This window comes from Streptococcus sp. ELY_90, from assembly GCF_058314475.1.
The window spans coordinates 102,391-114,582 of record NZ_JBZFUJ010000004.1 but is presented as its reverse complement, the minus strand read 5'-3'; the positions used below and the strand labels follow the sequence as shown (position 1 = coordinate 114,582).

Below are 12,192 nucleotides of genomic sequence, written 5' to 3'. Positions count from 1 at the left end.
CCCTATTCATTCATCATAGAAAAAATCGGAGGTAGAGCAGATGAAAAAAATTATCAATGATCCCAGACAAGTTGTGACCGAAATGATCGATGGTTTTGCTTATATGCACAATGATTTAGTCAGTAGATTGGACGGCTTTGATGTCATTATCCGCAAGGCAGAAAAATCAGGACAAGTCGGTCTCGTTTCAGGCGGCGGAAGCGGTCATGAACCTTCACATGCCGGTTTTGTCGGTCAAGGCATGCTTTCAGCTGCTGTTTGCGGTGCGGTGTTTACTTCACCGACTCCAGACCAAATTTTTGAAGCTATCAAAGAAGCTGATGAGGGTGCTGGAGTTTTTCTCATTATAAAAAATTATTCCGGAGACATTATGAATTTTGAAATGGCCCAGGATATGGCAGAAATGGAAGGCATCAAAGTTATGAGCGTTGTTGTGGACGATGATATTGCGGTGGAAGACAGCTTATATACCCAAGGCCGCCGCGGTGTTGCCGGTACCATTCTGGTTCATAAAATCCTGGGAGATGCTGCCAGAAACGGAAAATCACTTGAAGAAATCAAGGCGTTGGCAGATGAATTGGTGAAAAATATCCATACAGTCGGTCTTGCTCTCAGCGGCGCAACGGTTCCGGAAGTCGGTAAACCAGGCTTTACCTTAGCCGATGACGAGATTGAATTTGGTATCGGCATTCATGGTGAGCCTGGCTATCGCCGAGAAAAAATGCAGCCTTCTAAAGCATTAGCCAAGGAATTAGTTGAAAAATTAGCAGCGTCTTTCGCTGTCCAGCCCGACGATAAATTCGGTGTTTTAATCAATGGCATGGGAGCGACCCCTCTCATGGAGCAGTATATATTTGCTAATGATGTTAAAGACTCCTTCAGCCAAAAGGGCATTGAAGTAGTTTATAAAAAAATCGGTAATTACATGACCTCGATTGACATGGCAGGGATTTCACTCACCCTTATAAAACTCAAAGACAATGATTGGCTGGAAGCCCTGAACAGTCCGGTTGAAACACCTGCTTGGTAAGGAGAAAGAAATCGATTATGGAAGTAAAAACAGCAAAACTGTGGATGACATTATTTAATGATAAAATCCAGGCAAATAAAGACTATCTCTCTCAGCTTGATACACCAATCGGCGACGGAGATCACGGCGGCAATATGGCTCGCGGCATGACAGCTGTCATGGAAAGCCTCAATACTAAAGAGTTTGACTCAGCAGCTGATGTTTTCAAGGCTGTTTCTATGCAATTGATCAGCAAAGTCGGCGGTGCTTCGGGACCTTTATACGGATCAGCCTTCATGGGAATCACCAAAGCCCAAACAGCTCAAGGTTTCGTTTATGATCTGATAAAAGCCGGTTTAGATATGATTAAACAAAGAGGCAAAGCCGAAGTCAATGAAAAGACGATGGTCGATGTCTGGGCTCCTGTACTGGAAGATATTAAAGCCGGTCGGTTGACCAAAGAAAGTATACAATCCTATGTCGAAAAGACAAAGGATATACGAGCTACCAAAGGCCGCGCTTCCTATTTAGGAGAACGCTCCATTGGACACATCGATCCTGGATCATACTCTTCCGGTTTATTATTTGAATCTTTATTAGAAGCAGGTGCATTGTAATGTCGGAAATTGGAATCGTCATTGTCTCACATTCAAAAAATATTGCACAAGGTGTGGCAGACTTGATTCAAGAAGTTGCTAAAGATGTCGCCTTTACCTATACTGGCGGTAAGGAAGACGGCGGAATCGGCACCGGTTTTGACCAGGTACAAAAAGTCATTGAAGACAACCCTAAAGAAACTCTTCTAGCTTTCTTTGATTTGGGTTCTGCCAAAATGAACTTAGAAATGGCCGCAGAGTTCTCAGCCAAAAATATCATTATAAATAAGGTTCCAATCGTTGAAGGAACTTACGCAGCAGCCGCTCTTGTACAAGCAGGAGCAGATTTGCCAGCAATTGAGGAACAATTAAAAAATTTAACTATCGAGAAATAAAAGCCGGCCAACAACCCAAATAATCTCTCTGACAGGTTAATCATCAGATCAACAATCCCCCGTAACAGTTTTGCTGCGGGGGATTGTTCGTATAAAGCTAAGAAAGTATTATTGGGCTAAATGTTTTTTTGACTTATTTAACTTTAATGACTATTAGACTTATGATTTAGCACTTGCTATCGTGACATAGCCATTAACATCTTTCCGAAAAACTGTAATTTTCTTGAAAATTATATAAGGGTGTGATATACTCCTATTATTAGATAAATATCAATGACTTTTTATTTAGGAGATAAACATGAGACGTGAACTGCTGCTTGAAAAAATTGATGAACTAAAAGAGCTTATGCCCTGGTATGTTTTGGATTACTATCAGTCAAAATTAACTGTTCCATACAGTTTTACGACGCTATACGAATATCTCAAAGAATATCGGCGTTTCTTTGAATGGCTGATTGATGCCGGTGTTTCGGATGCTGAAAAACTTGCTGACATCCCTCTGGAAACCCTTGAAAACCTCAGTAAGAAAGATATGGAATCCTTTATACTTTATTTACGAGAACGGACCCTGCTAAACTCCAACACCAAGCGTCAGGGTGTTTCTCAGACGACTATCAATCGCACGCTGTCAGCCTTATCCAGTCTTTACAAATATTTGACCGAGGAGGTTGAAAATGCTGATGGGGAACCTTATTTTTACCGAAATGTCATGAAAAAAGTTTCGACTAAAAAGAAAAAAGAAACCTTGGCAGCCCGGGCTGAAAATATTAAACAAAAGCTTTTCTTGGGCGATGAAACCATGGAATTTTTAGACTATGTTGATAATGATTATCAAAACAAACTTTCTAAAAGAGCTCTATCGTCTTTCCGAAAAAATAAGGAACGCGATTTGGCTATTATCGCCCTGCTTTTAGCTTCCGGTGTGCGTTTGTCGGAGGCGGTCAACCTTGATCTTAAAGATGTCAATCTCAAAATGATGGTCATTGAAGTGACTCGTAAAGGCGGTAAAAGAGATTCTGTCAATGTGGCTGCTTTTGCCAAGCCTTATTTAGAAAATTATATCAGCATCCGCCAGGCGCGCTACAAGGCCGAAAAGACGGATACTGCTTTCTTTTTATCGGAATACCGCGGTCTGCCTAATCGCATGGATGCTTCTTCTATCGAAAAAATGGTTTCCAAATACTCAGAAGACTTTAAAATCCGTGTGACTCCCCATAAACTGCGGCACACACTGGCGACAAGGCTCTATGATGCTACTAAATCTCAGGTCTTAGTCAGCCATCAACTGGGACACGCCAGTACTCAGGTAACCGACCTCTATACACATATTGTCAATGACGAGCAAAAGAACGCTTTAGATAAACTTTGACACATAATTTAAATTATGTAAAACAAACTCATATAAAATAAAACCTGAGAAAAATCTTCTCAGGTTTTATTACTGTTCATTATTAGTCAAAATCAATTTTGACAGCTACTGTCTGTACAGGCACATCATAGAATGGATCTTCACGGCGGCCTAAGAAATCTTTAGCCTGCTGAGGGAAGGAGGCATAGCTGAGCACATCTTCTTCACTTTTAGCGTACTGGGCGATTTCTTGGCGCAGGGTTGGCAGCTGAGGTTCGATGAGATCTGCCGGCCGTACAGTGATGACCTCTTCATCACCAATGATTTTTTCTTTAATATCCTGATCGATCGGTGCAGGTGGACGGCCATACAGTCCTCGGACATAGTCCTTAATTTCATTTGGCACGACCTTATAGCGTTCGCCGGAAATAACATTCATCAAGGACTGGGTACCGACCATTTGTGACAGCGGAGTTACCAGAGGCGGATAGCCCAAGTCGGCTCTGACACGCGGCACTTCTGCCAAAACGTCATCATAACGATCTGCCAGGCCCTGTTCAGTCAGCTGGCTGAGCAGATTTGACAGCATACCTCCGGGAACTTGATAAATTAATGTTTTAGGCTCAACATCCTTAACTTTAGGATTGAGGATGCCTTCTTTACGGTAATAATCGCGCACGGTATTAAAATGAGCTGCTGCTTCTTCGACCTTTTTCAAATCGATGCCTGTTTCAAAGCCCAGCTCTTCTAAAGCAATGACCAAGGATTCTGTAGCCGGCTGACTGGTTCCTCCGGCAAAGGAAGAAACAGCTGTATCAATAATATCAGCTCCTGCTTCAGCTACTTTCAGATAAGTCATCTCTGAAATACCGCTGGTCGCATGCGTATGCACTTCCAAAGGGAGACTGACGGCTTCTTTGATCCGTTTGACCAGATCATAGCCTGTCTGCGGTGTCAAAACACCGGCCATATCTTTGATACAGATAGAATCTGCACCGATTTCAGCGTATTGTTTTGATAAATCTACAAAATAGTCTACTGTATGGACAGGACTTGTGGTGTAAGAAATAGCTACTTGTGCATGACCGCCGGCTTCTTTGGTTGCACGAACGGCTGTTTGCAGGTTGCGTGGGTCATTCAATGCATCAAAGATACGTACAATATCAATGCCGTTTTCAACTGATTTTTGAATAAAGGAAGTCACCACATCATCAGCATAGTTGCGGTAACCAAGCAAATTTTGTCCGCGCAAAAGCATCTGCAGTTTGGTGTTTTTGACGTGTTTGCGAATGGTGCGCAGCCGTTCCCAAGGGTCTTCGTTTAAAAATCGAAGGCAGGAATCAAAGGTGGCGCCGCCCCACATTTCTAAAGCGTGGTAACCGGCTTCATCTAAAGTTTTGAGAACTGGCAGCATTTCTTCAGTCGTCATGCGTGTTGCAATCTGGCTTTGCTGGCCATCTCTTAAAACCGTCTCCGTAATACGGATTTTTGTCATTTCTACTCCTTTCATAAGAAATAAGGGTTATTAAGCAAACAAAGCAATTATCAGTTTCATAAAGAATCATTAAAAATTCTAAGGAAACTGATGGTTTTTACTCGGCTTACAGTTTCGTTTAATGCTGTTTAAGCAGGCTGACGATAGCTGAGCGCATGTCTTCAATGCTGTGTTTGCGCGAGCGTCCGCAGACTTTGGCATCCTCATGACAGATATAGCACTGCCTTGCAGGAAAACCCAGTTCTCGTCGGCTGATCGGCTGAACTAAGCCGGCTTTAACAGCAAGCACATCTAAATCCATCAGGCGGCCGACAGGTTTTGCGGTTTCTACAGCAATCATTTTTCTTTTTAATGTCTCAGGAAGCAAACTGCTTATCAGATAATATTCCCAGCCCGTATCGAGCATCAGCAAATGATCAAATACAGTGTCTTCATTCAGCTGATGCCTGATGTCCGTGACAATCTCTTCAAAAGCCTGATTTAATACCGGAGATGTCTTTACAGGACCTGGGATATTCATGGTCAAACAAAGCAAGCTCTGTCCTTTGTATTTTTCAAGAAGAGCTCTTTGCCTGAAGCTGCGCTTTTCCCGTGCAGCCATCATATCCTCTAAGTCAACTTGCGGTCCGTCAAAAACGGTTTGGCTGCTCAGCATGTTAAACATTGTGCACAACATCAATCAGGCTGCCGTCACGGTATTCTATAAGCGCAACAACTTTGTCGCCATATTGAATAGGTTCCGGATTGCCAACGATTGAATAAGCTTTTTCTTTCAGCTCGTCAATAGTAAATTGCGGCACTTTCAAATCTTTGAAGTGTTCCACCAGATCAGGGCGATTAGGATTGATAGCAATACCTACTTCTGTGACAACCACATCTACACTTGTTCCCGGAGTAATGACTGTATTGACCTTGTCAACGAAGGTAGGAATGCGTCCGCGAACGAGCGGTGAAATAACCAAACTCATTTTTGCAGCAAAGGCTGTATCACAGTGTCCGCCTGATGCTCCGCGGATAACGCCGTCTGAGCCGGTCATAACGTTAACATTGAAATCAGTATCTACTTCTAAAGCAGACAGCACGCAGGTATCCAGCTGATTGATAACAGAACCCTTGCTGAGCGGAGAGGCGTACATATTGGCATCAATTTCGTAGTGCTTTTCAGCATTGCGATCCATAGACATAGCTGATGGATGGTCAAAGTCCTGAACGTCCATAATCTTATCAACCAGACCTTCTTCCAGCAATTCAACCATAGCGTTGGTAATACCGCCGAGTGCAAAATTAGCCTTGATGCCGTCTTTAATCATCTGTTCACGCATGAAACGTGTAACAGCCAGTGAAGCTCCGCCGGTACCGGTTTGGAATGAGAATCCTTCTTTATAGTAAGGGGAGTTTGTGATAACTTTGGCAGCATATTCAGCAATCAAGAGTTCTTTAGGATTTTTAGTATAGCGTGTTGCCCCTTTAGCGATACCTTCAGGATCCCCGATAGCATCGACCATAACAACATAGTCCACATCTGTCTGCGGAATGCTGATAGGGGTGTTAGGATAAGGTACCAAGGTATCTGTAATGATAACGACTTGGTCAGCATACTTGGCATCAATCATGGCATAGCCGAGTGAACCGCAGGTTGCCTTACCTTTTGTTCCGTTAGCATTGCCGTAAGCATCGGAACTTGGTGCTCCCAGAAAGGCAACATCAATATGGATATCATCTGCAGCAATAGCCCGGGCACGGCCACCGTGCGAACGGATAACAACAGGATTTTCCATAATGCCTTCTGAAATAGCAGCCCCTACCTTGTCACGCAGACCGCTGGATGTGATATTAGTGACCACACCGTTTTTGATATGTTCAATCAGCGGTTCATGGACATTGGCGATAGAACTTGGGGCAATAGAGATGTTTTTAATACCCATTTTAGCGATTTCATCCAGCACCATATTCATGACATAATCTCCTTCACGAAAATGATGGTGGAAAGAAATAGTCATGCCGTCTTTAAGACCGGTTTTTTCAATAGCTTCGTGGATAGAAGACAACAGCTTGTCATCAGCAGGTTTGACCGGCTTAACATGTCGGCTTGATTCCTTGTAATCCTTAATATGTGCGAGTTCTCCTTCGAATACACCGTAGCGCTCAGCGTATTCTTGAGGGATATCACGACCTAATTTATTTTTTACCATCTTAAATATCCTCCTCAGTAAGCAAGCCAGCCGCTTTTGCTAAAGCAATGACACGTTCTGCACGTTCAACGATTGGTTTATCAACCATTTTACCTTTGAGCGAGATAACACCTGAGCCTTTGGCTTCAGCATCGCGAATTGCCCAAACAACTTCTTTAGCGTTTTGGATTTCTTTTTCAGTTGGTGCATAAATTTCATTAACCAGCGGAATTTGACGAGGGTTGATGACTGATTTACCATCAAATCCTAACTGCTTGATTAAGCGGACTTCGTTTTGGAAGCCTTCTGGATTGTTGACATCTGAATAAACGGTATCAACCGCTGCGATGCCGGCTGCACGTGCGGCATGGAGAATCATGCTGCGCGCAAAGAACAGCTCCTGTCCATCAGGATAACGGCGCGTTTTCATATTTGTCACATAATCCTCAGCACCCAATGCAATACCAATTAAACGATCAGAAGCTTTGGCAATGGCAGGAGCATTAAGAACGCCTTGAGCGGATTCGATAGCTGCCATCATTTTAGTTCGGCCGATTTCTATGCCGTTGTCACGTTCAACTTTTTCGATAACCGCTTCAACATCGACAATGTCTTGAGCGTCTTCTGTTTTTGGCAGGCGAATAACATCAACACCCGCAAGGATAACAGCTTCAATATCTAAGGCACCGCAGGTATCCAAACCATTGACACGGACAACAGTTTCTACCTTGCTGTAATCAAACGTCTTCAGTGCAAAATGGACCAAAGCTCTTGAAGTATCTTTTTCTTTGAGAGAAACAGAATCTTCCAAGTCAAACATGATCGAGTCAGCTCCGTACAGCGGGGCATCTCTCAGCATAGCCGCATTAGCACCAGGGACAAACATCATTGTTCTTCTTAAACGTTCCATGAGTCAATCTCCTTCCAGTTGTAAGCCTCTACTTGAGCGGCGCGGTGAGCGGCAGCGATTGTCCGAGCCTGAATAGTACAATCCAAAGCTCCCTTGTCCACTGCTTCAACTGCTGCTGCTTTTACATCTAAATGCTTAAGCGTTTCTTCAATAACTTTACGAATTTGTTGACCAAATTGCTTTTCAACACTGCTTTCCAATTGGATAGTAATGCCTTGAGCATCGCTAGGGTTTACTGTCACCATGATATCGCTTGATTCAAGTGAACCGGCAACAGCTGTTTGTTTGATATCCATAATTTCACCTCACATATTTTGATAGGCGGCGCTGGTGAGATAGCTCTCACGGGTGTCGCAATAATATTGGATTGCTCGTTAAATCTTTATCCTTACTTATCAACCGGAAATATCTTTATAAGGGCTTCTGCAGCAATGTACAAAATACCTAGTACAATAAAGATACCGGCCATCCCCAAGCCCATCAGTTCAAAGGCCTGAAGCAAATCTTCCATATTCATATCATTACCTCTCTTTTTATCAGGGTTATCAGCTGAAGAATGACAGCAGCAAACCGCCGGCAATAACAGAAGCAATCTGTCCTGAAACGTTGGCTCCTACTGCATACATCAAAACAAAGTTTTGAGGATCTTCGTCTGTCGCCATCTTTTGGATGACCCGGCTGGACATTGGAAAGGCTGAGATTCCGGCTGCACCGATCATTGGATTGATCTTTTTGTGACGGAAGATATTCAAAATTTTAGCAAAGAGAACACCGCCGACCGAGTCCATGATGAAAGCTACCAGGCCAAACAAGATGATCAGCAGAGTCTGTACATTCAGGAACAAATCAGCCTGCATTTTAACCGAAATGGTCAAGCCCAGCAAAATGCTGACAATGTTGACCAATTCATTTTGTGCGGTCTGTGACAGTCTGTCCAATACACCGCATTCGCGCAGGAGATTCCCAAACATCAGGAATCCAACCAAAGGCAGGGAAATAGGTGCGATAAATCCGGCAACAATCGTGATCAGGATAGGGAACAGAATTTTTGTCAGTTTTGAAACGCTCTCTGCTTTGTAAGTCATGCGAATTTGGCGTTCTTTTTTGGTCGTTACCAGTTTAATAGCAAATGGCTGAATGATAGGAACCAAAGCCATGTAGGAATAAGCTGCAACGGTTATCGGCCCTAACAATTTGGGGGCCAGCTGATTGGCGACGAAAATGGATGTCGGCCCGTCTGCTGCACCGATAATACCGATTGAAGCGGCTTCTTTGATATCAAAACCGGCCATGACAGCTACGACAACGACAAAGAAAATCCCGAATTGAGCCGCCGCTCCAAAAAGCAGCATAAACGGATTTTGAAGCAGGGGACCAAAGTCGATCATAGCACCAATCCCGATGAAAATCAGCAAGGGGAAAAGCTCTGTATTAATCCCGAATTTGAAGAGAATATCAAAGACCCCTTCTTGTTTAACACCGTTAACGACTTGGGTCAAAACCCCAGTGCCGGGGAAATTTACCAAGAGCGTTCCAAGTCCCATAGGTACTAAAAGTGTCGGCTCATATTCCTTTTTAATCCCCAGATACATCAAAACGGCTCCGATGAGCATCATAATAATCTGGGGAAGTGTAATGGATGTAATTCCTGAAATTAAAGTTTCCACAAACTCACTTCCTTCTAATATAATTTGTTCTAAGCGATTGTGATTAAGCCGTCACCGGCGTTGACAACTTGTCCCGGTGTTACATGGATGGCTGAAACGGTACCAGCTGATCCGGCGACAATTTCGTTTTCCATCTTCATGGCTTCCAAAATCATCAACGGCTGATTTTCAGCAACTGCATCACCGACATTAACAAGGATTTTCAAAATCGTTCCGGGCATTGGAGCCGGCATAGCATCAGCACTGGCAGGTGCAGCTGCTGTGGGAGCTGGAGCCGGACTAGGCTGTGCCTGTACTTCTTCTTTTGGTGCTTCCTGAACAGGTGCAGGAGCCGCAGGCGCTGCTTGAACTGGAGCTGGTGTACCGCCGATTTCTTCCATTTCAACCAGGTACTCCTTACCATCTACTGAGATTTTAAATTTACGTAACATTAATAAATGCCTCCTTTTTATTTCTTTTGATAAATATTTTTAACAGCTAACTGGCAGTCCGAAGACTCTCCGGCTGCGATACTGGCTGCAATCAGTGAAACCTTTAAAGCTTCAGGATTGCGCTGTAAAATCTTTTTAACAGCAAATTGACTGTCAGGATAATCACCGGCTGCAATGGCTGTCGCGATAACACTGACCAGCTGATAATCAGATTTATCGGCTGGTATAAAAGCAGGAATAGGTTCCCATTCGGTCTGAAAGGAATTCAAATTATTTTCAGACTTGTTATCATTTACTTTTTCAACAGGTTCCTGTGATTTATGAAACAACCGCGTAAAAAGACCCATCTGTTTCTCCTTTCTTTTTAACTGGGCAGCAGGCAAGTATTTTTTGCCGAAACAATGCTTCTAAGCCTATTATATACTGGATTTGAAAATTTTCATGGCTTTTTTGTGTTCTTTTTTAAAGCCCTTTCAAAATGTTTTTTTTGTGTTCTTCTTCAGAAAGGCTATTCCTTTTTTAAGCGCTTTCATTTATACTAGTCTTGTACAAAAAATCTTGCTTCTTGTTTAAGTTCTGTGTTTTTCATTGGATTTAGATAAGAAAGATTAAAAAGGAGAGATAACTTATGTTATTAACAATTTTAGCGTATGCTATGATTATCGTCTTCATGTATGTTGTCATGAAGAAGAAAATGTCGCCTTTCACGGCATTGGTAATAGTTCCTCTGGTGGCTACTATTATTGTTATTCTGACAGGAGTCGCAGACTTTAAAGCTGACCAAAGTTTTGTCGAATTCCTGGGAGACGATAAAATAGCAAACAACTTGACAGCTATTGGTCCTATGATCTTATACGGGATCAGTAATACTGCTAACACAGGGATTATGCTCCTGTTTGCCATCTTGTATTTCTCATTGATGCTGGATGCAGGTCTCTTTGATCCTATCACAGAAAAGATGATTCGCTTTGCTAAAGGCGATCCAATGAAAGTCTTGATGGCCACTGCTGTCGTTGCAGCTGCTGTTTCGCTAAACGGTGACGGTACAACAACTACTCTTATTTGTTGTTCGGCCTTTCTTCCTATCTATAAAAAACTTAACATGAGAGTCATGAACCTCGGTGTCTTGATTATTCTGCAAAACACCATCATGAACTTGCTTCCTTGGGGCGGACCGACAGCCCGTGCCATGTCCGTGTTAAATGTTGGTTCTGAAATTCTTGGTTATCTTGCACCAGGTATGATTTTGTCACTCCTTTATGTCATCTTCTTCGTTGCAAGAAGCATGGGTAAAAAAGAACGCAAACGCTTGGGAATCACCGAGTTATCTGAAGATGAAATTTCATCCTTAATCGAAACTAATGATCCTGATACAATGGCTATCCGCCGTCCTCAAAACTTTGTCTTCAATGGCATCCTGACAATTGTCTTAATTGCTTGGCTGGTTGCCGGATCCTTTATCCCGGCTATTGAAATGCCATCACTCTTCCTCTTTGCAGTCGGCACCTGTATCGCCTTGATGGTCAACTATCCTAAATTAAAAGATCAATCAAAACGTATCGGTGAAAACGGCGGCGATGCCGTTCAAGTTGTTATCTTGGTCTTTGCTGCAGGTATCTTCATGGGACTCTTCCAAGGTTCCGGTATGGCTGGTGCTCTTGCTCAAAGCTTTACAACAATTATTCCAAAACAACTCGCTGGTTTCTGGGGTGTGGTTATTGCCCTTATCTCTGCACCAGGTACCTTCTTCCTTTCAAACGACGGCTTCTACTACGGTATCATGCCGGTCTTGGCAGAAGCTGGTGCCAAATACGGATTTGACAATATGGCCATGGCCTTAGCTTCCCTGATGGGACAAGCCTTCCACTTATTGAGTCCGCTGGTTGCCTTCATCTACCTGCTGCTTCGTTTGACAGGTTTGGATATGGGCGAATGGCAAAGAGAATCCGCTAAATATGCAGTTGTTGTGTTTGCCATCTTTATCGTAACAATCCTGCTTATCGGACGTCTGCCGTTCTACATTCCGCAATAAAAATAACTGTATAGTTGCAAATAAGAAAATCGCAGCTTGTTTGCAGCCGATTCTCTTAATAAAGGACTTGGGGCAGTTTGCCCTAAGTCCTTTTTATAAATATTTTTGGAAAAAGCTGATTATTTTCGGTATAATAAA

At 43.0% G+C, this 12,192-nt stretch carries 14 protein-coding genes; 5 read left to right on the top strand and 9 right to left on the bottom strand.

All coding sequences use genetic code 11. The annotated features are described in order from the left end of the window. The first annotated feature begins 40 nt into the window (after positions 1-40). The 4 genes from dhaK to xerS all read left to right on the top strand — a co-directional run bounded on the left by dhaK (position 41) and on the right by xerS (position 3,369). On the top strand, positions 41-1,030 hold the full coding sequence (dhaK, locus tag AC4HAF_RS03910) for a dihydroxyacetone kinase subunit DhaK (protein WP_491096751.1): 990 nt from the start codon (positions 41-43) through the stop codon (positions 1,028-1,030). 17 nt (positions 1,031-1,047) lie between these two features. Then, positions 1,048-1,626, top strand: a complete 579-nt coding sequence (gene dhaL / locus AC4HAF_RS03905; RefSeq protein ID WP_491096750.1) for a dihydroxyacetone kinase subunit DhaL — start codon at positions 1,048-1,050, stop codon at positions 1,624-1,626. Next, entirely contained in the window at positions 1,626-2,000 is a 375-nt protein-coding gene (gene dhaM / locus AC4HAF_RS03900) for a dihydroxyacetone kinase phosphoryl donor subunit DhaM (RefSeq protein ID WP_491096749.1), read from the top strand. Before dhaL ends, dhaM begins: the two co-directional genes overlap by 1 nt. 298 nt (positions 2,001-2,298) lie before the next feature. Beyond that, complete coding sequence (gene xerS, locus AC4HAF_RS03895; protein ID WP_491096748.1) at positions 2,299-3,369, top strand: tyrosine recombinase XerS; 1,071 nt, start codon at positions 2,299-2,301, stop codon at positions 3,367-3,369. 82 nt (positions 3,370-3,451) lie between these two features. On the opposite strand, the gene AC4HAF_RS03890 is transcribed toward xerS, so the two are convergent. The 9 genes from AC4HAF_RS03890 to AC4HAF_RS03850 form a co-directional block, all read right to left on the bottom strand. Next, positions 3,452-4,843, bottom strand: coding sequence for an oxaloacetate decarboxylase subunit alpha (locus tag AC4HAF_RS03890; RefSeq protein WP_491096747.1), 1,392 nt, complete (start codon positions 4,841-4,843; stop codon positions 3,452-3,454). Positions 4,844-4,961: 118 nt separating this feature from the next. Then, positions 4,962-5,495, bottom strand: a complete 534-nt coding sequence (citX, locus tag AC4HAF_RS03885; RefSeq protein WP_491096783.1) for a citrate lyase holo-[acyl-carrier protein] synthase — start codon at positions 5,493-5,495, stop codon at positions 4,962-4,964. Between the two features lie 4 nt (positions 5,496-5,499). Further along, on the bottom strand, positions 5,500-7,035 hold the full coding sequence (gene citF, locus AC4HAF_RS03880; RefSeq protein ID WP_491096746.1) for a citrate lyase subunit alpha: 1,536 nt from the start codon (positions 7,033-7,035) through the stop codon (positions 5,500-5,502). A gap of 1 nt (position 7,036) precedes the next feature. Beyond that, positions 7,037-7,924: a citrate (pro-3S)-lyase subunit beta gene (gene citE / locus AC4HAF_RS03875; RefSeq protein WP_491090466.1), complete on the bottom strand. Its 888-nt coding sequence runs from the start codon at positions 7,922-7,924 to the stop codon at positions 7,037-7,039. Beyond that, on the bottom strand, positions 7,912-8,220 hold the full coding sequence (citD, locus tag AC4HAF_RS03870) for a citrate lyase acyl carrier protein (RefSeq protein ID WP_491090467.1): 309 nt from the start codon (positions 8,218-8,220) through the stop codon (positions 7,912-7,914). Before citD ends, citE begins: the two co-directional genes overlap by 13 nt. A 92-nt stretch (positions 8,221-8,312) precedes the next feature. Beyond that, the gene (locus AC4HAF_RS03865) at positions 8,313-8,441 is read right to left on the bottom strand and encodes an OadG-related small transporter subunit (protein ID WP_491090469.1); all 129 of its coding nucleotides are present in this window, start codon (positions 8,439-8,441) and stop codon (positions 8,313-8,315) included. A gap of 28 nt (positions 8,442-8,469) precedes the next feature. Continuing rightward, on the bottom strand, positions 8,470-9,591 hold the full coding sequence (locus AC4HAF_RS03860) for a sodium ion-translocating decarboxylase subunit beta (protein ID WP_491090470.1): 1,122 nt from the start codon (positions 9,589-9,591) through the stop codon (positions 8,470-8,472). Positions 9,592-9,620: 29 nt separating this feature from the next. Beyond that, on the bottom strand, positions 9,621-10,022 hold the full coding sequence (locus tag AC4HAF_RS03855) for an acetyl-CoA carboxylase biotin carboxyl carrier protein subunit (RefSeq protein WP_491096745.1): 402 nt from the start codon (positions 10,020-10,022) through the stop codon (positions 9,621-9,623). Positions 10,023-10,039: 17 nt separating this feature from the next. Continuing rightward, positions 10,040-10,369: a hypothetical protein gene (locus tag AC4HAF_RS03850; RefSeq protein ID WP_491096744.1), complete on the bottom strand. Its 330-nt coding sequence runs from the start codon at positions 10,367-10,369 to the stop codon at positions 10,040-10,042. Positions 10,370-10,650: 281 nt separating this feature from the next. On the opposite strand from AC4HAF_RS03850, the gene AC4HAF_RS03845 reads away from it, so the two are divergent. Then, positions 10,651-12,054 carry a CitMHS family transporter gene (locus AC4HAF_RS03845; RefSeq protein ID WP_491096743.1) on the top strand — a complete coding sequence of 468 codons (1,404 nt, stop codon included), beginning with the start codon at positions 10,651-10,653 and terminating at the stop codon, positions 12,052-12,054. Positions 12,055-12,192 lie beyond the last annotated feature (138 nt).

Excerpts from the sequence above, each read along its gene's own strand:
- AC4HAF_RS03845 (WP_491096743.1), top strand. The coding sequence starts at position 10,651 with ATGTTATTAACAATTTTAGCGTATGCTATGATTATCGTCTTCATGTAT.
- citD (WP_491090467.1), bottom strand. The coding sequence starts at position 8,220 with ATGGATATCAAACAAACAGCTGTTGCCGGTTCACTTGAATCAAGCGAT.
- AC4HAF_RS03865 (WP_491090469.1), bottom strand. The coding sequence starts at position 8,441 with ATGAATATGGAAGATTTGCTTCAGGCCTTTGAACTGATGGGCTTGGGG.
- AC4HAF_RS03890 (WP_491096747.1), bottom strand. The coding sequence starts at position 4,843 with ATGACAAAAATCCGTATTACGGAGACGGTTTTAAGAGATGGCCAGCAA.
- AC4HAF_RS03855 (WP_491096745.1), bottom strand. The coding sequence starts at position 10,022 with ATGTTACGTAAATTTAAAATCTCAGTAGATGGTAAGGAGTACCTGGTT.
- dhaM (WP_491096749.1), top strand. The coding sequence starts at position 1,626 with ATGTCGGAAATTGGAATCGTCATTGTCTCACATTCAAAAAATATTGCA.
- citF (WP_491096746.1), bottom strand. The coding sequence starts at position 7,035 with ATGGTAAAAAATAAATTAGGTCGTGATATCCCTCAAGAATACGCTGAG.
- dhaK (WP_491096751.1), top strand. The coding sequence starts at position 41 with ATGAAAAAAATTATCAATGATCCCAGACAAGTTGTGACCGAAATGATC.
- dhaL (WP_491096750.1), top strand. The coding sequence starts at position 1,048 with ATGGAAGTAAAAACAGCAAAACTGTGGATGACATTATTTAATGATAAA.
- AC4HAF_RS03850 (WP_491096744.1), bottom strand. The coding sequence starts at position 10,369 with ATGGGTCTTTTTACGCGGTTGTTTCATAAATCACAGGAACCTGTTGAA.
- xerS (WP_491096748.1), top strand. The coding sequence starts at position 2,299 with ATGAGACGTGAACTGCTGCTTGAAAAAATTGATGAACTAAAAGAGCTT.
- citE (WP_491090466.1), bottom strand. The coding sequence starts at position 7,924 with ATGGAACGTTTAAGAAGAACAATGATGTTTGTCCCTGGTGCTAATGCG.